The organism is Rubinisphaera margarita, assembly GCF_022267515.1.
Taxonomy (GTDB): domain Bacteria; phylum Planctomycetota; class Planctomycetia; order Planctomycetales; family Planctomycetaceae; genus Rubinisphaera; species Rubinisphaera margarita.
The window spans coordinates 705,210-731,621 of sequence record NZ_JAKFGB010000009.1; the positions used below are offsets into that span (position 1 = coordinate 705,210).

A 26,412-nucleotide genomic window follows, 5' to 3' on the forward strand; every position below is an offset into this window, starting at 1 on the left:
CCTTCTCGAAACCGGGATCTTGGAGCTGCCCTGGTGTTGCCGCGTCAGGATGTGATGACTGGAATCTGCCGGGCCTGCGTCTGAGGGGCACGAGGCAGTGTGATTTTCAACACGCCTTCCTTCAGCTCCGCGGTCAATTCGTCTTCATTGACCCGCTCAGGCAGGTTCAGCACTCGCTCCCATTTCCCGTGCATTCTTTCCTGGCGACGGAACTGATCCTGAGGAATCGAACTGTCGACCGACCGCTGTCCGCGAATCGTCAGCACGCCCGAAGAAATGCTCAGGTCGAGATCTTCCGGCAGGACGCCCGGGATTTCGGCGGTGATGATGAGCTGGTTGTCGAACTCGTAGAGATTGACTGCGGGAAACGCTCGAAGCGAGCGGGCGTTGCGGCTCGACATCTGCATACTCTGCAGCAGGCGATCCATTTCCCGCTCAAATTCTTCCAGCGATCCCCAGGCATTCCCCCAGCGAAAAACAGGCATGGTTGAAGTCGCTCCGCAGATGACCGGGCAGTCGGTTGAAAAGCTTAAAAGACTGCCGCACAAGAACTTACATTGGCCTTTTCTGGATAATGTCGCAAATCATATGCCATGGGTGGCGGGAAACGTGTGTGTCTGTAAGTCATTTCAGGTCAACATGTTCTGTCTGTTTTTTGTGCGGTCGCCTGTTGCTGCGAAAGCCCCCGCAGCCTGCCAGTGTGGCAGCGGGCTGCTTTTCAGGGTCTGGGCAGAAGGTCACCGGTCCCGCCCCTTGGAGGGGAGCAGAGTGGCCAGTATCATGAGGAATTGCCGATACCCCTGTCATTCGCGAGACGCCCGAATGACAGTTCATTCGGGACACTCCCTTCACCCTCACGCTCTCACGAGGATTGGCCATGCTGGACACCGGACACGCCGTGTATGTGGGGAGCTTCGATCCCTTGACGCTCGGGCATGAAGATGTGATCCGTCGCGGAGCTCATATTTTTCGCCAGCTCACAGTCGGCATCGGGATCAACCCGGACAAGAAACCGTTGTTCTCGCCCGAAGAGAGACTGCAGCTCATTCGCGATGTCGTCGCGGATCTCGATAACGTGCAGGTCGATACCTTCACAGGGCTGGCCGTTGATTTCGTCAAGCAGCATCAGGCCGCCGTGATGCTTCGCGGCGTGCGGACGCTTTCGGATATCGAAGCCGAGTTCACAATGACCCTGGCCAACCACACGCTGGAGCCGGAGATTGAATCGGTGTTCCTGATGGCCAGCGAGCAGTACACGCATATTTCGAGTTCGCTCATCAAACAGATCGCCCAGATGGGCCGCGACTCAGCCGCGGACAAACTGGCGCAGTTTGTCCCTCCGCAGATCATCAAACCGCTGGTGGCGAAGTACTCGTAAAGCTGCTGTCAAAAGCCGCCGATCGCAATTCGAAACCTGTATCTTCCGGCAAGGCTGTGCTACAACGGAAAGAGGCCTGCCGCCCGCCGGGAGGTCGTCTCACAACTGAAATATCACGCCTGTGGATTCCCGCGGTGTGCCCATCGAACGACATTCGAGGAGACTGAAATCATGGTAAAGACCGCTTCGACAATGCTGCCGCTCGGAAGTCCCGCTCCCGACTTTTCCCTGCCGAATGTAGACGGCAAGACTCTGTCACTGTCCGACCTGCCGAAAGACAAACCGCTGCTGGTGATGTTTATCTGCAATCATTGTCCGTTTGTGCTGCATTTGAAGTCGGCACTGGCTGAGTTCGGCGACGAGTATCAGAAGAAGGGACTGACCATCGTCGCGATCAGCTCGAACGATGTCGAGAATTATCCGGATGACAGCCCGGAGAAGATGAAGGAAATGGCCGCAGCGAGCGGCTGGAATTTCCCGTATCTGTACGACGAATCGCAGGAAGTCGCCAAAGCGTATCAGGCGGCCTGCACACCCGACCTGTTCCTGTTCGATAAGGATCATAAGCTCGTCTATCGTGGTCAGTTCGACGACAGCCGCCCCGGCAACGGTCTGCCTGTAAACGGAGCCGATCTTCGCGCAGCCGCCGACGCCGTCCTGGCGGGCCAACCCGTTCCCGAGCAGCAGAAGCCGAGCATTGGTTGCAACATCAAATGGAAAGACGGGGCCGCTCCGAATTACTTCACCGGACAGCCAGCTGTCTGAAAGGTCCGTTCATGACCGAAGAGCAGAGTCTGCATCGCGGCCGGTTTCTGGAGCTCGTTTCTCAAAACGGATGGGAATTCGTTCGCCGGGCAAACTGTACGACGACCGTCGCCATTCTTGCCGTGACGGAGAATGACGAGTTGCTCTTCGTAGAACAGTTTCGTCCGCCGATCGGTGCGGAAGTGCTCGAACTTCCCGCCGGTCTGGTCGGTGACGATCCCGGCCAGGGAACCGAGGAGGTCGCCATCGCAGCCAATCGGGAACTCGAAGAAGAAACCGGGTTCACGGCACGATCTCTGCACACGTTGGGAACGTTCTGTTCTTCAGCCGGACTGACCGATGAAACGACGACAATCTGCCTCGCTGTGGGTTGTCGGCAGACTGGGCCGGGTGGGGGGATTGGCGGAGAATCGATTCGAATTCACAAAATTCCGAGAAACGAAGCTGCTTCCTGGCTGGCTGAACGCGTAAAATCGGGACAGTTGCTCGACGGCAAAGTCTGGACGGCGTTTGCTCTGGCTGAGCGTGCCGGCTTTTCTGATCTCACCGAGGACTGAGGGGTTCTTCCTCTACCTGAGGCAACGTAGCATTTCGGATGGAACCGCAGTCTGCCTTGCGGTCCCGAGCTGACGGGAATTTATTTATGGATGTGCTGCGAAACGTTGCACGGCTTGTTCTGATCTCTGCTCTTGGGCTGAGTTTCTCATTCCCGGTCCATGCCGATCCCCGTCTCGACCAGCAGTTCCCTCCAGATTCCGGAACCGACAGCCAGGACGTTTTCGACACCTATCGCCAGAAGCTCTCGGAGATTCAGGCCGAACTGGCCGCTCTGGGGCGACCGGTTCCGTCCAGCTTGTCGCTGGCGGGCGACGGACTCGCTTTCTATCTCGATGCTCCTTACGTCGCTCAGTATCACACCAATCAGCGGCAGCAGCGGTTCGTGCTCGGTCGCATCGTGGTTCTCAATAAAACCAATCGGGAAGTGACATTCAATCCCCGGAAGATCGTTCTCGACGCCGGCGGACAGAAGATCGAGTTCCGCCCCGTTGAGGATTTCGAGGGCTACACGTCGTTCCAGCGGGAGCGACGTCATTACAGTCTTTCGGAACTTCAGGTGCCGGAGCAGCTCACCGCTCCAGCTGGTCAGGTGGCTTCCAGCTGGGTCGTCTTCAACGGGCTTCCGGCCGGGACCTCCGTTCCGCCGCTCAAGCTGTTGATTCCCATTGACGGGAAGACGCATGAATTCGATATGAGTCTGTTCGGTCGGGCTCAACTTAAGTGGCGTCGCGAAACCATCGGGCCGCGTGATGTGCTGGCCCTGACGACGATTCACGGCGAAGTCAATCCGCTGAATCTGGCGACAATTGTCGATGACATGACCGAACTGGCTGTCGACGATGTGGCCCGGGTGATCATGCATTTTGACAAGGAAGCCGCCGCGGTTGATCCGCACCTGCTTCAATGGTTTGCGACCATGGCGGTGATGGCGGGACGCGAATCGACCAATCAGCCGCAGTTCGAGTTTCCGTCAATTCCACCGCTCATCAGCGAAGTGCATCTTTCGTCTCTGCCCGATCCCGATCACATCGTTCGGCAGGAAAGTGTCAGCGGTCCCGCTCGTTCCCACGAGGATCTGCTCGATGCCATGCTCGCCGCGACGCACGGCATTTACGAATCGATTCCGCTCAACGAACTGATTGCTGAGATCCGTTCCGGACACCGGCTCTCGCGATACGCCGCTCTGGTTCACGGGGCGATGAGACTGCCCGCTGGTTTCTGGTCGGAGATTGCCGAGATCCTCAACACGACCGACGATCCTGCCCTGCAGCGGGCTGCATTGATCGCGTTGGGCGAGTTTCCCGATCCGCAGGCAGTCACGCTGTTGAAGCAGTCGGTCCGCAGTGCGGATAACGCCATCTCCGAAGCCGCCCTCAGCAGTCTTGGCAGTTCGCGTTTCCCGGTCCATCATCAGGCGTTGCTGGCGATGCTCAATGAGTCGCCGGAAATTCAGTCCCGCGTGATCGGCACGTTCGCGAAGTATCCTCGACCCGAATGGTCGGACAAACTGTACGAATTCGCCCGTACTGGCAATGAAGAAACACGCATCGAATCGCTGCAGGCGCTCAATACCCTAGGGCATCCGCAGTTGCACGATCTTCTCGTCGGAATTCTCAAGAGCGACGACAAGAAGCTTCAGGCGATTGCCTTCGAAATGCTGGCCGCTCGCGAGGACGACGCCAGTCGACAGGAGTTGATTCGATTCGCCTTGAAAAGGATTGAAGCGGAGTATCCAGACCGTCAGTCGCTGCAGGCCATCGCCAAATACCGCGTGCAGGCCGCTGTGCCGACACTGCTCGGTTATCTGGAGCAGGAAAACTCGCTGCGGGACACCCTGATTAACACGTTGGCGAAGATTGGCGACAATCGGATCGTCGAGCCCCTGCTTACGGTTTATCCAGAACTTGAGGTGTCCGAACAGGAGGCCGTTCTCAGGGCCGTGGGCCAGATCGATCAGAACAGTCTGCTCGACTTCGCTCCGAACGCGTTGCTCAAGGAAGATCAGCATCTGACCAACGTGCTCGTGAGCCTGCTGCAGGGATCGACCGACGAACGAGCGGTCGATGTCCTCATCGCTCTGATTGAGAAACGTCCTGAAGACAGCCCGGTCGCGACCTCGCTGATTCGTGCGCTCGGTGGATTTCTGAGTGATCGCTCACGCAGTTACCTGATCAAGGTTCGCGATTCCGACTCGGAAGCCCGCAGTCAGATGGCTGCGGCGGCTCTGGATGCGATGTTCTCCCGCTCGCCGGTCAATCATATTTACCAGCAGGCGATGTCGACGTTGCGTCAGGGCGATGCGGCTCTGGCCGTGCTTCAGTTCTCGCTCGTACTCGATTTCGACTCCGACTTCCCTCATGCGATTCAGGGCCGGGGGCTCGCCTATCAGCATCTCGATCAGTACGACCAGGCGCTTGCCGACTTTGAACATCTGCTTTCGATCGATCCCCGCTGGCCTTCCGCGCAGGGAACCGTGGGGCAGATCCTGATCTCGATGTATCGCTTTGAAGATGCCCGTCCGTATTTCGATCGGGCGATTTCGCAGGATCCCAAGAAGGCTGTCTGGTATTCCTCACGCGGCCATGTGAACTCGATGCTCGAACGCTTTCCGGATGCCGAGGCGGATTACCGTCGGGCCCTCGAACTCGATCCGGAACTTATGACCGCCATCACCGGCGTGGCACTTTCGCTGGCCATTAACGGCAAGGTCGATGAAGCGGTTGAACAGCTCAAACGCGGGCGTGTGCAGCATGGCGATGACGCGATTTTCGCCTACAATGCGGCCTGTACTTACACTCGAGCCGCTGAGTACCTTTCGAGGCACGCCAACGCAGCCGCCGACCAGAAAATGCGAATCGATCGCCTGGTCGACTCCGCCTTCGAGGAGCTGAATCGGAGCGTCAAGCAGGGCTACATCGATGCCAACTGGACGCGGAAGGATCCCGACCTGGAACTCCTTCACGAAGACGACCGGTTCGCAGCCGTCCTCGATGCGATGAAGAAGGCTCAGAGTGAAGCCTCCAATTCGAGATAACCGGCTCCAGCCCCATTCGTGAAATCGCCGTGTCAGAATCAACTCCCGTCGACCAGACACTTACGCCCCGCATTGGCATTGTTACCGTCTCTGATCGCGCCAGTCGCGGCGACTACGAGGATCTCGGCGGCCCCGCCATTCGCGATTATCTCCGCGAAGTCCTGACGACATCGTTTGAGCCGCACGCGGTTATCATTCCCGATGAGCAGTCGCTCATCCAAACCGAGCTCTCGCGACTCTCCGATGATCTCGGCTGCTGTCTGATCGTGACGACAGGCGGAACGGGACCGGCTCTCCGTGATGTGACTCCGGAAGCCACCGAAGCGGTCTGCCAGAAGCTGATGCCCGGCTTCGGCGAGCTGATGCGGAAGGTTTCGCTGGAGAAGGTGCCGACCGCGATTTTGTCGCGTCAAACGGCCGGGATTCGCGGGCAGAGTCTGATTATCAATCTGCCGGGGCAACCCAAAGCCATCCGCGAGTGTCTGGACGCTGTCTTTCCCGCTGTGCCATACTGTATCGATCTGATCGGCGGTCCGTTTCTGGAAACCGATCCTGACCGGCTCCAGGCGTTTCGTCCGAAAAAGAAATAGCCGGCCCGTTCCTCACTCCCGCTCGTGAAAGGAATGTGTTCGATGCTCTCCCGTCTGTTGCGCTGCTGCCTCGTCTCGGGGATGCTCCTGTTCTCCACCACCCATTCGATTCAGGCAGCTGACCCGCTCACGCTGACCTGGGAAAAGAACATGCTCCGCATCCACAGCGAGCAGATTCCCGGTGGTTCGATTGAGATCTGGTATCTGGAAGCCTACTGCCGACCTGGTTCCACCGATCGGGAATGGCGGGAAACGGTGATTCCGCATCAGACCGAACTGGTCTCTAGGAGTGAAGATGGTACTCAACTCACGTTGAAGTGTCGGCTGGAAGACGGCGTCGAGGTGACTCATCAGATTCGAGCAGAAGCCGATGAAATCCAGTTCGATGTGACCGCTCACAATCCGACGAAAGCCGTTTCCGCCGCCCACTGGGCTCAACCCTGCATGCGGGTGGGGGCGTTCACTGGTTGCGATCGGAAAGACGAGCCGTATGCCTACATTCAACGCAGCTTCGTTTTCCTCAATGGTCAACTCGAGCTGATGCCGACCCCCGGCTGGGCGACTGAAGCCCGCTATGTTCCCGGTCAGGTCTGGGCGGCACCCGGAGTCGATCGGGACGACGTGAATCCCCGCCCGTTGAATCCTCACGTGCCCTCGAACGGACTGATCGGCTGCTTCAGCGGCAACGACGAGCAACTCCTCGCCATGGCGTGGGAGCCGTATCAGGAGTTGTTCCAGGGAGTCATCCGCTGTCTGCACAGCGACTTTCGCCTGGGTGGACTGCAGCCCGGAGAAACGAAATCCATTCGCGGCCGGATCTATCTGCTGCCCAACGACATCGATCAGCTGCTCACGCGGTATCGCGAAGACTTTCCCGAGCAGAACTAATTTCTCTTAACACCCGGTTTCAACATGCCCCGCGATCTTCCACTCACCACCGAGAACCTTACCGCGTTCCACGAGTACGCTCAAACCCGCGTTTCGTCAGGACGCTTCCAGACCCTGCAGGAATGTCTGACCGCGTTCAGCGAAGTCCAGGAACTGCGTCAGGCTCTGGCCGAAATCAACGGCATGCACGAAGCCGCCGCCGGCTGCGGCTACTCCCGCGATGAAATCGCCGCCCAGTACGAAGCCCGCCTCGAAATGCTTCTACGCGAGTAGACCCGGGCAAGGTGCCAGCGAATCCCAACCCGAAACGTCAGTGAGGGCGATTTCACATGCGGCCCTCGCTGCCAGCCGCGCACCAAGTTCCCTCGCCCCCTGGGGGAGAGGGTTAGGGTGAGGGGGGATTGCGTGTGTTGTGCTTCGCAGGCCGATGCGACCCGAGTGACCTGGCCAACATCGGCACCAGGCAACCAGCGTCGCCACTATGTCCAGACGACATCAATAGGGCAGACCCGGATCTTCGATCCGATCGGTGCGTCAAGACGCACCCTACCGGGGTCTACGGAAGTGGACTGCGTGGTTCCCGCCATTGCCTTCATCACCCGAAACGTCAGTGAGGGCGATGGCGGTTGAGAGCCAGGCTCCCGTAGTTCGAGCAATCGAGACCATTTGGAGGGTGGCCCTGATAGCTGTGTGTATGAGACGTCAAATCCCACTTCGCCCACGGCTGCGCCGCCCCGAAAGAATCTTTCGGGGCCACCCCAGTCGGGGGCCCATAAGCGTTTCAACAAAGTTGGCACATGCTGGGATACGCCTGACGGCTATCCGATCCTGCGGGGCACATTGGTCTTCAGAATCAATGGCGGAAGTGACGTCGTCCGGTGAAGACCATCGTCATGCCGGCGGCGTTAGCGGCTTCGATGACTTCTTCGTCGTTGCGGGATCCGCCCGGCTGGATCGCGGCGATGATGCCCGCCTGAGCGGCCTGTTCGATGCCGTCCTTGAACGGGAAGAAGGCATCGGAAGCGACGACGCCGCCTTGGCAGCGGTCGCCCGATTTTTTGGCAGCGATCTCGGCCGAATCGAGACGGCTCATCTGGCCGGCTCCCACGCCGGTAATCATGCCACCCTTGGCGAAGACGATTGCGTTTGACTTCACATGCTTGCAGACGCTCCAGGCGAACTTCAGGTCTTCCCATTCCTGTTCGGTCGGCTCGCGATCGGTGACGATGTTCCATTCGTCTTCGGGATCGGCCAGCATGTCTCGATCCTGAACGAGCAGGCCACCAGAGATGCGGCGATAGTCGAGGCTCAGTCGTTCAGCAGGAGCGGGAACTTCGCACCGCATCAGTCGGACGTTCTTCTTCCACTTCGGCTTCGTTGTCAGGAGTTCGAAGGCATCGTCTGCATAGCCGGGGGCGATGATTGCCTCAATGAACTGGCCCGGTTCGCACATCTTCTCAGCCGTCGCCAGATCGACCACGCGGTTAACTCCGACGATCGATCCAAACGCCGAGACCGGATCGCCGGCGTGAGCATTCGCGAAGGCTTCGCTCAGGGTTTTGTTCGTGGCACATCCACAAGGGTTGTTGTGCTTGATGATCGAAACAGCCGGCCCTTCGAACTCGGTGACAAGACCGAACGCGGCATCAAGATCAAGCAGGTTATTGTAAGAGAGTTCCTTACCGTTGAGTTGCTTGGCCGCAGCGACCGTCGACGCCCCGGCATTCGGTTCGACATAGAAAGCTGCCCGCTGATGCGGATTCTCGCCGTAACGCAACGCTTCCTGTCGGCGAAAGGAGAGCGTGAGTCGTTCGGGAAAGTCGGCCTCATCGGCGTGCAGCGATTCGAAGTAGTTGGCGATCGCTGAATCGTAAGCCGCAGTGCGCGCGAAGGCCTGCATCGCCAGCGTGCGACGGTGTTCTTCGTCGAACGAGTCGTTCTTGATTGCCTCAATGACCCTGGAGTACTGAGCAGGGGCCGTGACCACGCCCAGGTACTTGTGATTCTTCGCTGCCGAGCGAATCATGCTCGGCCCGCCGATGTCGATATTCTCGATGGCGTCGGCCAGTGTTGCCCCCGGCTTGGCGACCGTTGCTTCAAACGGATAGAGATTACAGACAACAAGCTTGAAAGGGATGATCCCGTGCGCGGACATGGCCGAGGCATCGCTGTCGAGATCCGGACGTCCGAGCAAACCCCCGTGCACACGGGGATGCAGCGTCTTGACGCGGCCGTCCATGATCTCGGGAAACTCCGTGTATTCGGAGATGTCGATCACTTTCAGCCCGGCGTCCTGCAGATGTTTTCGCGTGCCGCCCGTGGAAACGATTTCGTAGCCAAGACCAGCCAGTTCCTGAACGAACGGAATGAGATCTGTCTTATCGCTGACGCTGACGAGCACGCGGTTGGGAGAGGTGTTGTTACTCATGAGTCTTTGTGCAGGCTGAAAAGTGAAAAAGGAGAGTGATCGCGATGCATCTTAAACCAATCGCGGGCAGATCGCATCCCATCGGTTCCAATCACCGGCTGGATAAAGTTTGACGGCCCTGCGGGTCGCTCCAGTCCTGCCAAGCGGAAGGGGAGATTCCGATTGCAGCCAATCTCACGGTCTTAACCGGGATGCCGGATGTAACCGAAAACAGTTCTGGAAGAGTTCGAACTGAGAGGACGGTTGTCGCGGTGAAGCACGGAAATCGAGCCGCCAGGACCGAAGGAGAGTGCAGGGATGCGTAAACAGATCGCCAGCAGGATGGTTCTGGCCGGAGCTCTGGTGACACTACCAGGGTGCCTGTCCTCACGCCCCAAGGCGATCGAGATCGAACCGATCGCACAGAAACGCTCCGCGATCCCACTCGATCAGAGTTCGCCGACGGTCGCGAAGAAGTCGCCGACGGAATCAAGCCCTCTGGATTCCGAATCGGATGCGCGAGAACGGATTACGCTCACAGCTGGTGAAGTTCCCGTTCTCGAGGATGATCGGCTCAAACTCGAAGTCCCTCTCGAACTCGACGATGACGGTCTGGACGCAGCGGATCCGGTTTACTGCCGGCCTTCGGGCGGGCTGATTTCTCTGGCCGAACTCGAAACGATTGCTCTGGGCAACAACCCGACGCTGAAACAGGCGGAATCGTCGATCGTCAGAGCCCGTGGCATCCGTTCGCAGGTCCGCCGTCCCGCCAACCCTACGGTTGGTTACTTCGCCAGCCAGCTCGCCGATGAGGGGACTGACCAGCACGGCGTTTTTTGGGAACAGCAGATTGTTCGTGGGAATAAACTGGCTCTGAACGATCAAGTGCTCAGCCAGACGACCGACTATCAGATCTGGGAACTCGAAGCCCAGAGACTGCGTGTGCTGACAGATGTGCGGATTCTTTACTTCGAAGCCGTGGCGGCTCAGCAGCGACAGGAAGCCACCGACGAATTCGTCGCCGTGATGAGCCAGGCGGCCGACATCTCCAAACAGCGTGTCGACGCACTGGAAGATTCCCGGATCGATCTGCTCCAGACGCGAATTCAGCTCAACGAGGTTGAGTTGCTTCAGCGACAGGCGGGTATCGCCTTCGTCGGCGCCTGGGAAGAACTGGTCGCTCTGGTTGGCGTGCAGTGCCTGGAACCGGGCCCCCTCGCACCCGTTCAGACTGCCGACGCAGTCTGTGTCGACTGGTGCCATCTGTACGATTCGATCCAGGCGAACAGCCCGGAACTGGCGGCCGGCATACAGAAGGTTTCACGGGCTCGCGCCTTGCTGAGTCGGCAGGAAGTGCAGGCGATACCGAACCTGACGCTGGAACTCGGTGCTGGTTACGACAACGCCACCGACTCCGGTCTGATTAACCTGCAGGTGGGGGGACCGCTGCCGATCTACAACCGGAACCAGGGGAATGTGACGGCCGCTTATGCCGAGTTCTGCCGGGCTACGCATGAAGTCGCCCGGATTCGAGCCGATATCCGGGCCCGACTGGCCCGCGTGTCGCAGAAGTACGATTCGGCTCGCGTGACAGTCGCCAAGTATGAGGGTGAAATCCTGCCTCAGGCTGCTGAAGCTCTCGAACTGGCCAACTCAGCCTATGAACTGGGAGAGACCGACTTCCTGCAGCTGCTCGTCATTCGCCGGACCTACTTCGAAGCCAAATTGCAGGCGATCGCCGCTCGCAAGGAACTGGCCCAGGCGCAGGCACAGCTGGACGGATTGCTGCTGACGGGTGCTCTGACGGCTCCCGGAACCGTCGACGATGGCGACGAACTCCGCGGGCAGACATTGAGCGGTGAGTAACCTGAACGAGCGACCCGGCCACGAGGCGGGGCCGGGTCACGTCTGCGAATCACTGCCGAGAATAGGCTTCGGACCGGCTTTTCCGGAGACGGGGTCTTGAAGTTGTGACCGGGTGTCGGCACAATTCCAGCAGAACGGGCACGCCCACTGCTTCCATCGACGGGGAGATTGACTGCCCGAAGGGACTCCCCATGAATGTCATGACAGCTGAAAAGCCTTCGATTTACTCACTTTCCTTCGAGGATCTCCAGCAATGGTGTCTCGAACGGGATATCCGTAAGTTCCGTGCAGAACAGATCTTCCGCTGGATCTACCAGCGGCGGGCCAGTTCCTGGGACGCGATGACCGACTTGCCAGTGGCGCTCCGTGAGCAGCTGGATCAGGAACTCGTGTTCCATCAGAGCGAAGTGGAATCCCATCAGGTCGCATCCGACCGGACGGAAAAACTTCTGCTCAAACTCCGGGACAACGAGTTTGTCGAATGTGTCCTGATGCGGGAACCGAGCCGAAATACGATCTGCATCAGCACGCAGGTCGGCTGTGCCATGGGCTGTGTCTTCTGCGCCAGCGGCCTGGCTGGACTGACGCGAAACCTGACCACAGCCGAGATTGTCGAGCAGATCGCTCGGCTCGTGCAGTTGCTCGATGACGAAGAACAGCTGACGAACGTGGTCGTGATGGGCATCGGGGAGCCGCTCGCCAATCTGCAGAACCTCCTGCCGGCTCTCGATCGGATGCAGGAATCGATCGGCTGGAACTTTGGCACCCGTCGCGTGACGATTTCCACCGTCGGTTTGCCCGAGAAGATCCGCCAGCTGGCCGATCTGGGGAAACGATACACGCTCGCGATTTCGCTGCATGCTCCCAACGACGAACTGCGAAACCAGATTGTTCCGACGAACCAGAAGATCGGCATCAAGGCGATTCTCGATGCCGCCGACTACTTCCTGGAAACGACGGGGCGCCGCGTGACCTTTGAATACATTCTGCTCAAGGGCGTGAACGATTCCCGCGAACATGCCCACGAGTTGGCCAATCTGCTTCGCGGCCGGTCGACGCTGGTGAATCTGATTCCGATGAACGACGTCAGCCTGCTGTCGCTGAAAGGCTCAACCCAGCAAGCCGCCCGGGACTTCGTCGACATCCTGCAGAAAGCCGGGCTGACGGCCACGGTTCGCAAACGCAAGGGAGCCGACATCGACGCCGCCTGCGGTCAACTCCGGTTGCCCAAAGTCCGCGACCGCGCTCTGCAGGAACTGCAGACCCAGAAGTCGTAATCACCGGAGCAGGGAGCCTGCTCGAATTGAAGCCCACTCCGACCGGCCGGCATAGACATTCCTGTCTGTGCGCAATTCGGCGACAAGTCAGATAATCCCATCCCCGAAGGCATCCCGGCGAGGCGGCTGTTGCGAGACGGCGTCGGAGGGATTGCGCTCCCGGGGAGAGCCGGCGTTCGATTCGTGCTGGGATTGCGTGTCGACGCGGTGGATCTTCCCGTCTTCGGTTTCCATTCGCAGGGAAGACCGATGGTTCTGCGAGTCATTGTTTCGCTGCGAAGAATCGTCCTCGTTTCCATCGAGCACCGCGTAGCGATCTTCCTCGAAATCATCGTAGGTGCAGATGTAGCCTTCCTGCTGGGCGCGGACGACTTCTTCTTCGTAAGCGGAGATGACCGACTGCTGGATCATGTCCCGACATTCCGAGTTGATCGGGTGTGCGATATCGGCATAGAGCTTGGCTCGACCGTCATCGTCCTTGGGAGCACGTTCAGAACGCAGTCGGACTCCACACTGGTTGCAGAAGGTGGCCCGCAAATGATTCTTGAAGTGACATTTGGGACAGCGGTCTGTCAATTTCCGGCTGGGCATCGCCACAAAGGCACCTTTGGAGCCCTGGATGATTTTCAGATCACGGATGACAAAGCAACTGTCCAGAGTGATCGAGCAGAACGCGCACAGACGCTCGCCAGAATCCTCCATGAGCTTGATGCGAACTTCCGTTATCTCCATAGCCAGTCTACTCCTCAAAGTTGCTTACACACGGCTGTGAGTGACGAAAACACTCCCGATTCGCAGAGCCTCCAGGCGACCCGCGATCGTGTTCGCGGCCGCACGACTCCGGCAAACACCAAAGCACGCCGTCCCGCTACCACTCATCATCGACATCAGAAAATCCTGCCGCCGCATCACCGACAGTGCATGCCGCACGTCCGGATTCAGTTGTTCCGCAGGCTCCTGCAGTGCGTTCCTGATCGTCCATCTTACACCAGCAAGATTTGGTCCGTGCAGAGCATTTAACACATCTTTCGCGGAATGTTGGAATGGAGAGATTCTGCAGTTGGCGTAAACTTCGGCTGTTGACAGACCGCTGAAGGGCTTCACGATCACGTAATGCATCAGCGGGCCACGAGCCGGTTGGAGATCTTCGCCCCGTCCGGTACCGACAGCAAGACCCTGCTCGGCGATGAAGAAGGGGATGTCGCTGCCGATACGGCCAGCGAGACCCATCAACTCAGGTTGAGTCAGGTTCAGATTCCACATGCGGTTCAGGACGATCAACGTCGTCGCGGCGTCGGAAGACCCTCCGCCAAGTCCGGCTTGAGAGGGGATTCGTTTTCGCAGCAGAATATCGGCTCCGTGGTGGCAGCCGGTGTGGGACTGCAGCAGACGAGCCGCCTTGATGATCAGATTCCGCTCATCGGTCGGAATAGGGTCGACGGGGCGCGGATTGAGTCGATGCGGAGCAACATGCTCGACGCGCAGGGAGACAGTGTCTCCAGTCGCCGGGTAAAAACGAAGCGTATCGTGCAACGCCAATCGTTGCATGACCGTTTCAATTTCGTGGTACCCGTCGTCTCTTCTTGCCAGGATATTGAGGAAGAGATTCAACTTCGCCGGCGCCTGGCCGATGACCGGGGAAGTCAGCTCTGCATTCATAAGAGCAGACATCCTGTGATCTGCCTTCCGGCGGTCGCCGGCTCACGGTCAGATCAGCTCAATGGTGGTATTCTCTTGGACGACCGCAGAAAAACAGCCGCAAAACTTACCCTATCCGCGAATATGCGTTCCGTCAATATCGCTTTCGGGACGGATTTTCAAGCTGGCGAACAGGAGCAGGCGGCGTTCAGCGGGACGGGTTCACCGACGACAGCGGGCTGACGCCAGCTGTTGAACAGACGATTATTTCCCGCTGTCCGCTTCTGTCTTGCGGCCCCGGAGTGCCTTCTTTTCGGCGGCAGCCCGAGCTTTCGCCTCTTTGGCAGCTGCCTTCTCTGCGGCTTTCGCGGCTTTCGCTTCCTCTTTGGCGGCACGGGCCGCGGCCCTGGCTTCTTCCTTCGCGGCTCTCTTTGCAACCTTGGGATCGGCCGGATCGGCGGCGGGTTGATCGTCTTTTGGCTTTCGAGAGAAGAGGCCACGCTTCTTCGGCCTGACGTCCTCGTCGGAAGATGCTTCTTCTGTCGGACCCGCTGCTGTGGATTCTGAATCGGCGGTCTGCACGCTCGCTTTTTCGTCGGATTCCGCCGGAGCTTTTTTCTTCAGCAGGCCACCGAACAACCCCCCTTTGGATTTCTTCTCGGAACCTTCTTCGGCTTTGGCATCTTCGGCCGGTTTCTCGGGCTCGGGAGCGACAACCGATTTGAGGTGAAACAGTGGATTCGTACCGAAGTTCTGTTCACACTTGGGACACTTCGTCTTGGCCAGTCCCGCTGGCTTCTTGCCGCCAAACTTCTGTTCGGCTCGATGCTCTTCGCAGACCGCCACTTCGCCACACTGGCAGAGCCAGCCGACTTCGACGACCGGCAGAGCCTCGTCGGCCTGATACCATTCCGGGGCGTCGAGAGCTTCGAAGGTGTGTTCGCCAAGGACACAGTCGTAGTACAGCGTCTTGTTCTCGAGCGGGATGTCCTCGATCTGAAGAGCGTCCGCATTGTTGAGGAGCTCTGCGATCCAGCCGCGGAACTTGCGATACTGAGACAGCGTCAGTGTCACGCAGCGCGTAGGCGGTTCCGGTGGAGGCGTCGGCTTCTTAGGCTTCTTCCCCTTCTTCTTCGCCTTTGAAGCGGCGATCGAAGGATGGGCGGCGCCTGCCGGCAGGGCAGGGACATCCGGGAATTGAATCGTGATTGTGCCGGGGCCAAAAACTTCGATGCCGGTCGTGAACTGTTCCTGACCACCCGGCTGAATGACTTTGAGGCTGACGAGTTGCTCGGCGGAAAACGCCTCGTGGCGATCGGTCGGCAGAGCGACGAGCGGGCGCCCCGCTTTGAGGTGAGCGGCGACATTCAGACGAACCGTTTCCGCCTGTTTCGCGGCGTTCCCTTTCACGCCCTTCTGCTTCGGCCAGACGACGAGAATCTGATCGTCCCAGCGAACCAGGTCGACTTTCTCGCCCTTTCCTTTCAGAGCGTTCACCTTCGGCTTGAACTTCTTCAGCGCGATCTCGTGCCAGAGCGTGTCCAGGATCGTCAGCTCGTCAGCCAGTGGCTCGGCTTTCGCTTCCTCTTTTTTGGCAGCGGTTTTCTTTTCCGCCTGCTTGAGCACGGGGACAACGAACGGAACCTTGCACTTCGGGCAAAGTCCCATTTGGCCCTGGTGGTATTTCTGAACACGGATCTTGCACCCGCAGGGGGCCTGAACCATGAACGTATTTTTGACGCTCGACTTTTTGCGTCGCACATGCTGTCGAGACTGTTCCCGTTCTTCCGTCTCGGCGAGCTTCAACAGTTCTTCGTCTTCGTCGGCCTCGTCTTCGGCTTCTTCAGCGGTCGCGGTCGCTGGGACGTCGTCCTCTTCTTCGTCGTCGTCAAACGAAGAGATCTCGCCGCCTTCCGGTTCCCAACTGCCTTCCATCATCTGGAAGTCGTCGTCGAGTTCGAAGTCATCTCCGCTTTCGGGCGGACTGTGATCTTCAAAGGTCTCGATATCGTGAACTGAATCGGGATCGTCGTCGACTTCCTCGCTGGTAATGATCGGCGCAGGCCGAAGCTGCATCTCCTGATACAGCTTCTCCATCTCTTCCTTGAGGAACGCGCCGCATTGCCAGCAGCGCACCAGGCCTTTGCGGTTGTCGGCTCCGCACTCACGGCAGGGAGCTTCGCCCGATCCGTCGTAGCGGTCGTTGGTCGAGGAGTAGACCTCGGCCAGATGCTCGGCGCCTTCCTCCAACACGTGATTGCAATGGGGACACAGTTTCGTGTCTTCCAGAATCAGCGAGTTGCATTTCGGGCAGGAGGATATAGACGCAATCATATCTTCTGCAGATCAGGACGATGAATTGGATGTGGGGACGAAGGGATCCGACGACCCCGTGGAGCCGCCCGCTTCCGGAATGGAAATACAGGCCAGACGGCTCTAAGACAATTCTGCGGAATCACCTTGGATTCTAACAAGATCTTTTCCGCAGATCAGCCCGAGAAGGTTCAAATTCCCATGCGATAACCGTCACATGCGGCGTGACGACTGCACCTTTACATGGCCAGCAGGCTGTCCATCATGGAGATTGCGGCCGGGCCGACCAGCACCACGAAGATTCCCGGGAAAATGAAGAGAACCAGTGGGAAGATCATCTGGACAGCTGTTTTCTGGGCCTTTTCTTCAGCCATCTGCATCCGTTTGACCCGCATGCTGTCCGACTGAACGCGAAGCGCCTGAGCGATGGAGGAGCCAAATCGGTCCGCCTGAATCAGGATCGCGGCCAGGGCTTTCATGTCGTCGACTCCCGTACGAATTCCGAGGTCGTGCAGCACTTCGCGACGTGGGCGGCCCATCTGGAGCTGGAAGTTCGCCAGATCGAATTCCGCGCAGATGTCGGTCGCGGTATCACGAAGTTCATCAGAAACCCGACGCATGCCCGCATCCAGACCCAGGCCCGATTCCACACAGACCACGAGCAGATCCAGGGCATCGGGCATTGTCAGGAAGATACTCTGCTTCCGCTTCATACGCATGTAGCCGAGGACGAGCTCGGGAATGTAGAAGCCGAATCCGGCTCCGATGGCGAACGCGGACCAGCCGTTCTGAGTGTTTCCCCAGTTGATGAATCCGATCGCGGCTCCGATGAGCACCCCGACGATCATGGAGAGAAACTTGACGGCGAGAAAGACCTGTCCGGCGTTCGGGGAGTTGAACCCCGCATTGGCCATGCGGATCTTGAGTTCGCTCTCTTCCAGTTCGGTTTTTGGCTTGAGCGCTTTCGAAAGCGTCGGGGCGGCTTTGTCGAGCATGCCGCCGACACCCTCCTGCTTACCCTGAGCCTCTTTGTTTCTTCGTCCGGGATCCCGGATATCCTGCAGCCGCTCGGCAACGCGGTCATCCTTGCTGCTCATCTGGGTGACGACAAACCAGATCAGAGCGGAAATCCCGCCAAAGATGGCGTACGGCAGAATGCTGACCATGTCCATAATAAGGCTCTCAGCAACAACAGAATTCAGGAATGTGTATGACGAACGCTGACGCGGTTCACGCCGGCGGTGTCAGATTTTGATTTCGATGATCTTCTTGATGCAGACCGCACCCAGCAGCTGCAGGACGACCGCTCCGGCGATCATCTGTCGGCCAAGCTCTTCGGTGAACAGCAGCATCATGTATTCGGGATTCAGGTAGTACATCACGAAGAACAGGACGATCGGCAACGCCATCAGCACGATGCCCGAAATTCGACCTTCCCCGGTCAACGCCTGCACCTGTCCCATGATGCGGAACCGTTCACGGACGATGTGTCCGATCTTGTCGAGGATCTCCGCCAGATCGCCCCCGGCCTGTCGTTGAATCGCGACGGCAGTCACGAAGAACTTGAAGTCGAGGTTCGGCACACGGCGGAAGACGCTCTTCAGGGCCTGGTCGATCGGGATGCCCAGATTCTGTTCTTCATAGGCCATGTTGAATTCGTGCGAGATCGGATCCGGCATTTCCTGAACGACAACCTGAATTCCCGAGGACAGACTGTGGCCGGAGCGGAGAGCTCGGGCGATCAGTTCGAGCGAATCGGGAAGCTGTTTGGCGAACCGGGCGAATCGCTTTTTGCGACGATACAGAATCCACATATACGGCAGGATGCCAACGGTGAGTCCGCAGACAGGCAGCATCGGAGCAGGGGCCTGAGCGGCCATGCCGCCAACGACGCCCACGCCCACACAAACCAGCGAGATGATCGCGAAGACATCGATGCCGATGGGGGAGTGAGCCTGCTCGAAGATGAGCGGTAGATTGCCGAAACGCGACACGGCCCGGTTAAAGGCTTTGGAGATCCCGCCGACGCCTTCGCGAAGCATTTCCTTCTTCAGGATCTTCTTGTCTTCGTTGGCTTCCTCGCGGGTTTTGTGGCCGGTCAGAACCTGAAGCCGGTCTTCAACGTCCGAGGCACCCAGGTCATTCATCACGCTCATAATCGCCATGATGATGGCGACCACGGCGACGAAGACCATAATGGAGATCACAATAGGATCCATATTTCACCTGTGACTAGGCAGCGTAAGCCGTGCGGGTTGAACTATCCGAGGACGCGGGCTGAGAACAGATTGCCTGGCAACCGCACGCCGGCGGCTTCGAGGCGAGCCATACAGTGCGGACGCACTCCAGTGGACTCGAAGTGACCGACGGCACGGCCGTCTTCATCGATCCCATCCTGCACGAACAGAAAGATGTCCTGCATGATGATCGTGTCCTGTTCCATGTTGAGCACTTCGGTAATGTGTGTGATTTTTCGTGGTCCGCCCTGCAGGCGGTTGGCCTGAATGATGATGTCGACCGCGGCGGCGAACTGCTGGCGGATGGCCTTCATTGGCAGCTCGATGCCCCCCATCGAGATCATCGTTTCCATACGGGAGACGGCGTCGCGCGGGTTGTTGGCGTGAATTGTCGTCAACGATCCTTCATGGCCGGTGTTCATGGCCTGAAGCATGTCGAGCGTTTCGGCGCCACGGCATTCCCCGATGATGATTCGGTCCGGACGCATACGCAGGGCGTTCTTCACCAGGTCGGTTGCCGAGACGCGTCCCTTGCCTTCGATGTTGGACGGGCGGGTTTCCAGGCGCAGCACGTGTTCCTGCTGCAGCTGAAGTTCGGCCGCGTCTTCGATGGTGATGATGCGGTGATCGTTCTGAATGAAGCTCGACAGTGTGTTGAGCAGAGTCGTTTTCCCCGAACCGGTACCGCCGGAAATTACGGTGTTCAGACGGGCCTTGGTCGCTCCTTCAAGAAACATGGCCATCTCAGGCGTGAAGGCTCCAAAGCCGAGCAGGCGTTCGAGCGTCAGCGGATTGGAACCGAACTTACGAATGGTGAGCGAGGGGCCATCGAGCGCCAGTGGCGGGATGACGGCATTCAGACGGGAGCCGTCCGGCAGTCGGGCATCGACCATCGGATTGCTTTCGTCGACGCGTCGACCGACGCGGGAGACGATACGGTCGAGAATCTGCAGGAGATGCTGGTTATCGCGGAAGGTAACATCGGATTTGACGATGCGCCCTCCCTTTTCCAGGAAGACATGCTTGGGGCCGTTGATCATGATGTCGGCCACGTCGTCCATCTTCATCAGGATCTCGAGTGGGCCGAAGCCAAATGTTTCGTCGAGAACCTCTTCAATCAGCCGTTCGCGTTCCGAACGGTTGAGCAGCGGATTCTCGGTATCGCAGAGATGCTCGACGACCAGCCGGATCTCCCGTCGCAGCGTGTCGCCTTCGAGATCGCCCAGACGGGACAGGTCGAGCTTGTCGACGAGCTTGCCATGGATGAGTCGCTTAAGCGTTTCGAAATCATCCTGCGAAAACGAAGCGGGGCGGTTCGATCGTGGCAGCGGGCCTTTGACTGGGGGCATCTCTTTCTCCATCTCTTCTGATGCTGCGACGCATATCCATCGTCGCTAGACTGCGGGGGTGGTCCGTACTTGTGCGGGTGAGTGCACCAACCCCACACGGGATCATCTCCCGGGTGGTACTCGCTGAAAATCTAGCTTACGAATTCGAACCGCGTCGGAAGATCCGAGTCGGGATGTCGATTTTTGGCCACGTCCCAGTTCGCCCAGTCACTCGAATCGGAACTCCGGGAAAGCCGGTCTCATGGATACAAACGATTCTGCAGCCGCAGATCCCTTCCTGTTGCTCGATCCCGAACTCTGGGTCATTACGTCGCAGTCTGGTACGACGAGGAATGCGATGATCGCAACGTTCGTCATGCCTGTGTCGATTGTGCCGGACCGTCGCCGATTTGTGACCGCGATCGCCACACACCACTTCAGTCACGAGCTGCTCCGAGAATCCCGCTGCTGTGCGTTGCATCTGATCACACGCGATCAGGTCGACTGGGTCGCGCGGTTTGGCATTCCGACAGGACGAAAGACCGATAAGCTGGCGGAGATGACGACGACAACGCTCCAGAGTGGAGCGCCGATTCTCACTGGTGCTCTGGCGGCTTTTGATTGCCGCGTCGTTCGAAGCTGGTCCCTCGGAGACCGGGAATTGTACCTGCTCGATCTTCTGGAGAGCCGACAGTTTCGTGAAGGAACCCCGCTCCGCTTCGACGAGATGTGGAATCTGCTGGAGTCGGGCGAGCGATCGCAACTCAGCGAGTCGCTCCAGCGTGATCAGCAAATCGATCGAGAGGCAATCGACCGCTGGGCCGCTGAAGCAGGAGATTCCTGACCCGAAGAGTGACAGCTTTTGCATCAGAAAGTCGGCTGGGATAGCCGTCAGGCGTATCCTGGCAAATGCCCGTTCCATGCGGAGATACGATTGCGCCGATCCCAGCCTGTCCGCGATTCCCAATCCGAAGCGTCGGCGAGGGAAATCGGCGCCACACGCGGGATCGGCCCGTGCCAGGAGACTCAAGCGAAAAAGGATCGCCTGCACGGGCAGGTGATCCTTTGCTTTGTCGAAACTGGTTGTTTTCAGGCAGCTGCCGAGATCGACGTATTCATGCGGGCTTCGTCGGCGAGGACTTCGTCGATCAGATTGCCGTAGTCGTGCGCTCCGGTTGATTCCGGGGCGTACTCGAAAATGGACTGGGCGAAGCTGGGGGCCTCTGCGAGTCGGATGTTACGACGGATACGGCTGCGGAAGATCTTGGCCGTCGCCCAGGGAGCCTGGGGATCGCTTTCCTCAAGGAACCGCATCAGATCGTCGGTGACATCGGCGGCCAGTCGGGTGCCCGTTTCGTAAAGGCAGAGCAGCATGCCAGTGATCGACAGGTTCCGGTTCAGGCGGCGTTTGATGAGAGCCGTTGTTTCCAGCAGTCGAGACAATCCCTGCAGACTCAAGTAGTGGGGCTGGACAGGAATGAACATCTCCGTCGCCGCGGTCAGTGCGTTGATTGTCACGGTGTTCAACGCCGGTGGGCAGTCCATGACCACATAGTCGAACGGCTTCTGGCGTTCTTCGCGGCAGTACTGTTCCAGAGCCCGTTTAAGGATAAACTCGCGTCCCTGGGCGTCAACGAGTTCGACTTCCACAGCCGCCAGATCGATGTTGGCCGGCACGACCCAGAGATTGGGCTTGGCCAGCTGTCGGGTTTCGACCAGTTTCTTCTCGCCGGAAAAGACCTGGTAAACCGTGCTCGTTCCCCGACAGAAATCGACTCCGAGGTGCGAAGAGGAATTGCCCTGCGAATCGAGGTCGATCAGGCAGACGTTCTTCCCATGACGAGCAAGACCGGCTGCAATGTTGACGCTGGAAGTCGTTTTACCGACTCCGCCCTTCTGATTCATGATGGCGATAATTCGCATCGGGTTCCTTCCACTGAATTCTATTTGAATCGCTCGCGTCGAAGCGGAGCGAGTCCCGTCCCTGGGGCGGGCGGACTATACCGGAACCGTGTGTGGGCGTGAAGAGCGATCTCGATTGAATTCGAGCCTCCGACCGGGTGAATTTGCCGCCGTGCAATAAAAAAAGCAGAAGGTCGTGAGGACCTTCTGCTCGATGAGCAATGAGTTGCTCTGGATCATCTCTTACCGCACAAAATGCGGCGGCGAGACTAGCGGCTTCCGCTGGAACCCCAGCTTCCGCTGGATCCGCTCGAACCACGCTTACGCCACTTACGGCCGACGCTTCCGCTGGATCCGCTGGATCCCTTGGAACCGCTGCTGGCGCTGTAGCCGCTGGAACCGCCGCTGCTACCGGTGCTGCCAGAGCTGTGGCTGTAACCACCGCTGCTGCCATGGCTGCCAGAGCTGTGGCTGTAGCCACCGCTGCTGCCGCGGCTGCCCGAACTGTGGTTGCCGCCGCTGCTGCCCCAGCTTCCGCTGGAACCGCTGCTGTGGTGACGACGAGCTTCAGCGTCCGTTGAGAACGCGAAAGCCAGTGCTGCGACTGCTGTCAAAAAGAACATACCACTCTTACGCATTTCCTTCTCCTTCGTTGCCTGTCCTGCAGATCCTGGAACGAAAATTGTCTTCCAACACAGAAGACGTTACTCAAAATGTGGAAGGTGAAGTTTGCCCTCGGATTGCCCACATATCCGGCTTCCAGCAGGACCAGGGACGATGAAGCTCATCGGTTCCTGACACCCATACCACTGTTCATCCCGAGTGTAACTCTGGGTAAAATCGTGTTCAAGGGGTGTTTAGGAAAAATGAGTCAAATCCGTTGGGCATACACCCTGCGTCAAATATACAACGCGGGTACCTGTTCACAATGTCCTTTTTGTGCAATGTGAGAAGATTGGGCGACGAGCGCGGAACGATTGCATCGAATATGCCACTGAGGTTGACCTCCCAGCCAGTCGGTTCACTCTGTAAATTTTGCAATCCGAAGGGGCATTTTGTCACGCGAAAAGCCCCTGAAATCCGGAATTCCACCTCATCTTGACAGCATTCCGCCTGCGATTTACCGTCCCCTCCGGAATCAACTGCGAGAGCCCCTGTCAGGGCGGGATGTGCTCCTCGTGAAACTGCTTCGGAACTCGAGTTGATTTCCTACACGAACGAATCGTGACGTCCTTACCTCTGTCAGATTCCGAAATCTGGATGCTCCGGCCTCCTCGCTCACCACCACCCCAGTGGGTTGCGGCTGGCCAAGTCCGGACAACATGCCCTGACAGGGCACTACTCTCTTGCGAATGGAGTCGCTTTAATGAGTACCAGCGTGGCTTCCACTGTTCCGTTTCCTGCTTCCACGCCCGATCCAGTTCCACTGATCGATCTGACACAGCAATATCAAAGCATCAAGTCTGAGGTCGACGCGGCGGTGCAGCGCGTCTTCACCAATCAGTCCTTCGTGCTCGGTGAAGAAGTCTCCAACTTCGAAGCCGATATGGCGAAGTACTGCGACTCACGCGAAGCGATTGGTTGTGGTTCCGGAACCGATGCCCTCATCCTGGCGCTGCAGGCGCTCAATATCGGTCCGGGCGATGAGGTGATCACGACTCCGTTTTCGTTCTTCGCAACGGCCAGCTGTATCGAACGCGTCGGAGCCACACCGGTCTTCGTCGATGTCGATGCCAAAGACTACAACATCGATCCCGATGCCATCGCCGCGGCGATCACGCCACGAACCCGCGCCATTCTGCCCGTCCATCTGTTTGGACAGTGTGCCAAGATGGAAGCGATCAACCGTCTGGCGACCAAGCATGGCCTGGCCGTGGTGGAAGACGCCGCCCAGGCGATCGGATCAGAGTTTCGCGGACGCCGCGCCGGCGTGCTCGGCACCATCGGCTGCTTCAGCTTCTTCCCAACGAAGAACCTCGGCGGAGCCGGTGATGGAGGTCTGATCACAACGGATGATCCTGCCCTGGCAAACCGCATCAAACGGCTTCGCGTTCACGGCGATTCCGGTCGATATCAGCACGTTGAAGTCGGCATGAACAGTCGGCTCGATGCACTGCAGGCCGCCGTTCTGGCCGTCAAGCTCCGCTATCTCGATAGCTGGACCGAAGGCCGTCAGAGAAACGCGAACTGGTACACGGAACTGTTCGATCGTGAGAATCTGAACGGTGTTCTCGAACTGCCGCGGACGCTTAAGGATCGCCGTCACGTGTACAACCAGTTCTGCATCCGCGTCCACGACGGCTTGCGGGACCAGGTGTTGCAGTCGCTTCGCGATCAGCAGATCGGCTGTGCGGTTTACTATCCGCAGCCATTGCACCTGCAGCCGTGCTTCGCACATCACGGCTACAAAGAAGGTCAGTTCCCGGTCTCGGAACAGCTCAGCCGCGATATTATGGCTCTGCCGATCTTCGCGGAGCTGACGCTGGCTCAACTCGAGCGCGTCGTCGATGGGCTTTCCAAAGCCGTCGCCAGCTGCACGAGCACCTCGGCCAAGTCGCTGCCGAAAGCGGCGTAGCCGAGAGCGGGTTCAGCCCGAATTCATGGAATCAGGTCAGGCGAAAGAGAAAGGCCAGCTCAAATTGAGCTGGCCTTTCTTCGATTTCCGGAAGGGCTCTCAGCGACTACTGAGCGAGCTTGTATTCCTCTTCCGAGTCCGCCTTGGCTCCAAAGCTGGCCCGGAAGTCATCGACCGCGCTGGCCACGGTTTCTTTGGGACCGACAAGCTTCAGGAAGTAATTTCCCTGTCCTTCGATCGCAATGATCACCGCCAGCATCCGGTGGTCCGGAGCATCGATGGTCTTCTGCAGGAATGGCGGGCCGTCCGGCTTCTTGTAGGTTCCGGCGATGTCGGCCATGTGATATTCGCCCTGTTCGGTTTTGCCGCGCGTCAACTTGACTTCCGCTCCTTCGGCTTCGAACTGACGAACCCAGCGACCGATGTTGTCATCAATCGACCCTCCGAATGGCGGGAAGACAACCAGTTCGGTTTCGGCTTCAACTCCCTCAGCGGCGGGAATCGTGAACTGTCCGAGACGCAGGCGGTTGGAGGGTTCCTGCTGTTGCCAGCTTTCCGGAACGCTCAGGGTGAGTCCACCCAGATTGACGTCGCGGGTTTTCGTCGCCGGCTTGGTGTCCGCAACCGTCTGCACGATGGTTCCCTTCGAGGACTTTGCCGCTGTCTTCGGCAGCTCCGGACCATTCTTCGCCAACGGCAGGCCGGCCAGGCCGAGCTCGACCTTATACAGGCCGGTGCGAGCGGTGATGAACAGCGTCTTGTTGTCTTTACCGCCGAACGTGCAGTTGGCCGGCTTTTCAGGGACGGCGATCCGACCAAGCAGTTCGCCATCCGGAGTCAATACGACGATCCCGTTGTAAGTCGCGTACAGGTTGCCATGAACGTCATGAGTCATGCCGTCCGGTCCGCCCTGACCGTCGATGGACTTATCGCCTGTGAAGAGCAGCTTCTTGCTCGTGATCTTGCCGGGGGCGGTGATCTCGTAACGATAGACCTCGCCCTTGTTCGGCTCGGCGACGTACAGGAACTTGCCGTTCGGCGAAATCGTCACGCCGTTCGGGCGTTCCAGGTCATCGATGATCCGCGTGACCTTGCCGTTGTGTGTAATGTAGTAGACGGCCATCATCGGCTGAGGTAGCGGCTTGTCCGGACCGTAGTACGGGTCAGTGAAGTACATGCCGCCCTTGCTGTCGATCGCCAGATCGTTCGGACCGTTCATCCGGTTGCCTTCGAAGGTATCGACCAGTTGGCCGAGCACTTCGCCGCTTTCGTCCATCTTCAAAACATGGCCTTCGCCCATCTGGCAGGCGTAGATGTAGCCCTGCTGATCGCACATGAGGCCGTTGCAGCGGCCGACCGGTTTCACGAAGTCCGACGTGTTCTTTCCGTCGTACTTCACAATGCGATCGTTGGGGATGTCGGTGAACAGCAGAAAGCCGTTCGGATGCCAGGCGGGCCCTTCGGTGAACGTGAAGCCATCGGCCAGCTTCTCGACTTTGGCGCCGTCGGGAAGAATTTGTTCCCATTCACCCGCCTGGCTGATGCCGGCGGAAGCGACCGAGAAAGCAATCAGGACAGCCGCGGCCAGGGGGCGACGAACGGCAGATCGGAGCAGTTCCATGAGCAGCATCGGTTCCTCGCAGTTTGTGCATGAGA

General features: G+C 58.5%; 22 protein-coding genes. 11 read left to right on the forward strand and 11 right to left on the reverse strand.

The window, feature by feature from the left end:
• Positions 1-44 precede the first annotated feature (44 nt).
• The gene (locus L1A08_RS06090; RefSeq protein ID WP_238755357.1) at positions 45-485 is read right to left on the reverse strand and encodes an Hsp20/alpha crystallin family protein; all 441 of its coding nucleotides are present in this window, start codon (positions 483-485) and stop codon (positions 45-47) included.
• Between the two features lie 392 nt (positions 486-877).
• On the opposite strand from L1A08_RS06090, the gene coaD reads away from it, so the two are divergent.
• The 7 genes from coaD (at position 878) to L1A08_RS06125 (ending at position 7,486) form a co-directional block, all read left to right on the forward strand.
• Positions 878-1,378 carry a pantetheine-phosphate adenylyltransferase gene (gene coaD / locus L1A08_RS06095; protein WP_238755359.1) on the forward strand — a complete coding sequence of 167 codons (501 nt, stop codon included), beginning with the start codon at positions 878-880 and terminating at the stop codon, positions 1,376-1,378.
• A 171-nt stretch (positions 1,379-1,549) separates the two neighbouring features.
• On the forward strand, positions 1,550-2,143 hold the full coding sequence (locus tag L1A08_RS06100; protein ID WP_238755361.1) for a thioredoxin family protein: 594 nt from the start codon (positions 1,550-1,552) through the stop codon (positions 2,141-2,143).
• Positions 2,144-2,154: 11 nt separating this feature from the next.
• Positions 2,155-2,700: an NUDIX hydrolase gene (locus tag L1A08_RS06105; RefSeq protein WP_238755363.1), complete on the forward strand. Its 546-nt coding sequence runs from the start codon at positions 2,155-2,157 to the stop codon at positions 2,698-2,700.
• 86 nt (positions 2,701-2,786) lie between these two features.
• The gene (locus L1A08_RS06110; protein ID WP_238755365.1) at positions 2,787-5,735 is read left to right on the forward strand and encodes a HEAT repeat domain-containing protein; all 2,949 of its coding nucleotides are present in this window, start codon (positions 2,787-2,789) and stop codon (positions 5,733-5,735) included.
• Between the two features lie 29 nt (positions 5,736-5,764).
• Positions 5,765-6,325, forward strand: a complete 561-nt coding sequence (mog, locus tag L1A08_RS06115) for a molybdopterin adenylyltransferase (protein WP_238755367.1) — start codon at positions 5,765-5,767, stop codon at positions 6,323-6,325.
• A 42-nt stretch (positions 6,326-6,367) separates the two neighbouring features.
• Positions 6,368-7,213 carry a hypothetical protein gene (locus tag L1A08_RS06120; protein ID WP_238755369.1) on the forward strand — a complete coding sequence of 282 codons (846 nt, stop codon included), beginning with the start codon at positions 6,368-6,370 and terminating at the stop codon, positions 7,211-7,213.
• 24 nt (positions 7,214-7,237) lie between these two features.
• Positions 7,238-7,486, forward strand: coding sequence for a hypothetical protein (locus L1A08_RS06125; RefSeq protein WP_238755372.1), 249 nt, complete (start codon positions 7,238-7,240; stop codon positions 7,484-7,486).
• Positions 7,487-8,066: 580 nt separating this feature from the next.
• Here the strand turns inward: L1A08_RS06125 and purH are convergent.
• Complete coding sequence (gene purH / locus L1A08_RS06130) at positions 8,067-9,641, reverse strand: bifunctional phosphoribosylaminoimidazolecarboxamide formyltransferase/IMP cyclohydrolase (protein ID WP_238755374.1); 1,575 nt, start codon at positions 9,639-9,641, stop codon at positions 8,067-8,069.
• A 297-nt stretch (positions 9,642-9,938) separates the two neighbouring features.
• Between purH and L1A08_RS06135 the strand changes: the two genes are divergently transcribed.
• Positions 9,939-11,486, forward strand: a complete 1,548-nt coding sequence (locus L1A08_RS06135) for a TolC family protein (RefSeq protein ID WP_238755377.1) — start codon at positions 9,939-9,941, stop codon at positions 11,484-11,486.
• 191 nt (positions 11,487-11,677) lie between these two features.
• On the forward strand, positions 11,678-12,763 hold the full coding sequence (gene rlmN / locus L1A08_RS06140) for a 23S rRNA (adenine(2503)-C(2))-methyltransferase RlmN (RefSeq protein ID WP_238755380.1): 1,086 nt from the start codon (positions 11,678-11,680) through the stop codon (positions 12,761-12,763).
• An 87-nt stretch (positions 12,764-12,850) separates the two neighbouring features.
• On the opposite strand, the gene L1A08_RS06145 is transcribed toward rlmN, so the two are convergent.
• From L1A08_RS06145 to L1A08_RS06170, 6 genes are all read right to left on the reverse strand, one after another.
• The gene (locus tag L1A08_RS06145; protein ID WP_238755382.1) at positions 12,851-13,495 is read right to left on the reverse strand and encodes a SpoVG family protein; all 645 of its coding nucleotides are present in this window, start codon (positions 13,493-13,495) and stop codon (positions 12,851-12,853) included.
• Between the two features lie 24 nt (positions 13,496-13,519).
• Positions 13,520-14,422, reverse strand: a complete 903-nt coding sequence (gene ispE / locus L1A08_RS06150) for a 4-(cytidine 5'-diphospho)-2-C-methyl-D-erythritol kinase (RefSeq protein ID WP_238755384.1) — start codon at positions 14,420-14,422, stop codon at positions 13,520-13,522.
• Between the two features lie 243 nt (positions 14,423-14,665).
• Positions 14,666-16,735: a hypothetical protein gene (locus L1A08_RS06155; protein ID WP_238755386.1), complete on the reverse strand. Its 2,070-nt coding sequence runs from the start codon at positions 16,733-16,735 to the stop codon at positions 14,666-14,668.
• A 218-nt stretch (positions 16,736-16,953) separates the two neighbouring features.
• Positions 16,954-17,886, reverse strand: coding sequence for a type II secretion system F family protein (locus tag L1A08_RS06160; RefSeq protein WP_238755388.1), 933 nt, complete (start codon positions 17,884-17,886; stop codon positions 16,954-16,956).
• A gap of 72 nt (positions 17,887-17,958) precedes the next feature.
• The gene (locus tag L1A08_RS06165; RefSeq protein ID WP_238755391.1) at positions 17,959-18,933 is read right to left on the reverse strand and encodes a type II secretion system F family protein; all 975 of its coding nucleotides are present in this window, start codon (positions 18,931-18,933) and stop codon (positions 17,959-17,961) included.
• A 41-nt stretch (positions 18,934-18,974) separates the two neighbouring features.
• Complete coding sequence (locus tag L1A08_RS06170) at positions 18,975-20,300, reverse strand: CpaF family protein (RefSeq protein ID WP_238755393.1); 1,326 nt, start codon at positions 20,298-20,300, stop codon at positions 18,975-18,977.
• 241 nt (positions 20,301-20,541) lie between these two features.
• On the opposite strand from L1A08_RS06170, the gene L1A08_RS06175 reads away from it, so the two are divergent.
• Positions 20,542-21,123: a flavin reductase family protein gene (locus tag L1A08_RS06175; RefSeq protein WP_238755395.1), complete on the forward strand. Its 582-nt coding sequence runs from the start codon at positions 20,542-20,544 to the stop codon at positions 21,121-21,123.
• A gap of 245 nt (positions 21,124-21,368) precedes the next feature.
• On the opposite strand, the gene L1A08_RS06180 is transcribed toward L1A08_RS06175, so the two are convergent.
• Together L1A08_RS06180 and L1A08_RS06185 are read right to left on the reverse strand one after the other, a co-directional pair.
• A complete protein-coding gene (locus L1A08_RS06180) occupies positions 21,369-22,202 on the reverse strand; it encodes a ParA family protein (RefSeq protein ID WP_238755397.1) in 834 nt (277 codons plus the stop codon).
• A gap of 248 nt (positions 22,203-22,450) precedes the next feature.
• Complete coding sequence (locus tag L1A08_RS06185) at positions 22,451-22,819, reverse strand: hypothetical protein (RefSeq protein WP_238755399.1); 369 nt, start codon at positions 22,817-22,819, stop codon at positions 22,451-22,453.
• Positions 22,820-23,547: 728 nt separating this feature from the next.
• Between L1A08_RS06185 and L1A08_RS06190 the strand changes: the two genes are divergently transcribed.
• On the forward strand, positions 23,548-24,756 hold the full coding sequence (locus L1A08_RS06190) for a DegT/DnrJ/EryC1/StrS family aminotransferase (protein WP_238755401.1): 1,209 nt from the start codon (positions 23,548-23,550) through the stop codon (positions 24,754-24,756).
• A 106-nt stretch (positions 24,757-24,862) separates the two neighbouring features.
• Here the strand turns inward: L1A08_RS06190 and L1A08_RS06195 are convergent, their stop codons facing one another.
• On the reverse strand, positions 24,863-26,377 hold the full coding sequence (locus tag L1A08_RS06195; protein ID WP_238755403.1) for an SMP-30/gluconolactonase/LRE family protein: 1,515 nt from the start codon (positions 26,375-26,377) through the stop codon (positions 24,863-24,865).
• Positions 26,378-26,412 lie beyond the last annotated feature (35 nt).

Coding starts and splice junctions, on each gene's coding strand:
- purH (WP_238755374.1), bottom strand. CDS start 9,641: ATGAGTAACAACACCTCTCCCAACCGCGTGCTCGTCAGCGTCAGCGAT.
- coaD (WP_238755359.1), top strand. CDS start 878: ATGCTGGACACCGGACACGCCGTGTATGTGGGGAGCTTCGATCCCTTG.
- L1A08_RS06175 (WP_238755395.1), top strand. CDS start 20,542: ATGGATACAAACGATTCTGCAGCCGCAGATCCCTTCCTGTTGCTCGAT.
- L1A08_RS06170 (WP_238755393.1), bottom strand. CDS start 20,300: ATGCCCCCAGTCAAAGGCCCGCTGCCACGATCGAACCGCCCCGCTTCG.
- L1A08_RS06110 (WP_238755365.1), top strand. CDS start 2,787: ATGGATGTGCTGCGAAACGTTGCACGGCTTGTTCTGATCTCTGCTCTT.
- L1A08_RS06100 (WP_238755361.1), top strand. CDS start 1,550: ATGGTAAAGACCGCTTCGACAATGCTGCCGCTCGGAAGTCCCGCTCCC.
- L1A08_RS06125 (WP_238755372.1), top strand. CDS start 7,238: ATGCCCCGCGATCTTCCACTCACCACCGAGAACCTTACCGCGTTCCAC.
- L1A08_RS06105 (WP_238755363.1), top strand. CDS start 2,155: ATGACCGAAGAGCAGAGTCTGCATCGCGGCCGGTTTCTGGAGCTCGTT.
- L1A08_RS06135 (WP_238755377.1), top strand. CDS start 9,939: ATGCGTAAACAGATCGCCAGCAGGATGGTTCTGGCCGGAGCTCTGGTG.
- rlmN (WP_238755380.1), top strand. CDS start 11,678: ATGAATGTCATGACAGCTGAAAAGCCTTCGATTTACTCACTTTCCTTC.
- L1A08_RS06195 (WP_238755403.1), bottom strand. CDS start 26,377: ATGGAACTGCTCCGATCTGCCGTTCGTCGCCCCCTGGCCGCGGCTGTC.
- ispE (WP_238755384.1), bottom strand. CDS start 14,422: ATGAATGCAGAGCTGACTTCCCCGGTCATCGGCCAGGCGCCGGCGAAG.
- L1A08_RS06090 (WP_238755357.1), bottom strand. CDS start 485: ATGCCTGTTTTTCGCTGGGGGAATGCCTGGGGATCGCTGGAAGAATTT.
- L1A08_RS06190 (WP_238755401.1), top strand. CDS start 23,548: ATGAGTACCAGCGTGGCTTCCACTGTTCCGTTTCCTGCTTCCACGCCC.
- L1A08_RS06180 (WP_238755397.1), bottom strand. CDS start 22,202: ATGCGAATTATCGCCATCATGAATCAGAAGGGCGGAGTCGGTAAAACG.
- L1A08_RS06165 (WP_238755391.1), bottom strand. CDS start 18,933: ATGGATCCTATTGTGATCTCCATTATGGTCTTCGTCGCCGTGGTCGCC.
- L1A08_RS06145 (WP_238755382.1), bottom strand. CDS start 13,495: ATGGAGATAACGGAAGTTCGCATCAAGCTCATGGAGGATTCTGGCGAG.
- L1A08_RS06155 (WP_238755386.1), bottom strand. CDS start 16,735: ATGATTGCGTCTATATCCTCCTGCCCGAAATGCAACTCGCTGATTCTG.
- L1A08_RS06160 (WP_238755388.1), bottom strand. CDS start 17,886: ATGGACATGGTCAGCATTCTGCCGTACGCCATCTTTGGCGGGATTTCC.
- L1A08_RS06120 (WP_238755369.1), top strand. CDS start 6,368: ATGCTCTCCCGTCTGTTGCGCTGCTGCCTCGTCTCGGGGATGCTCCTG.
- L1A08_RS06185 (WP_238755399.1), bottom strand. CDS start 22,819: ATGCGTAAGAGTGGTATGTTCTTTTTGACAGCAGTCGCAGCACTGGCT.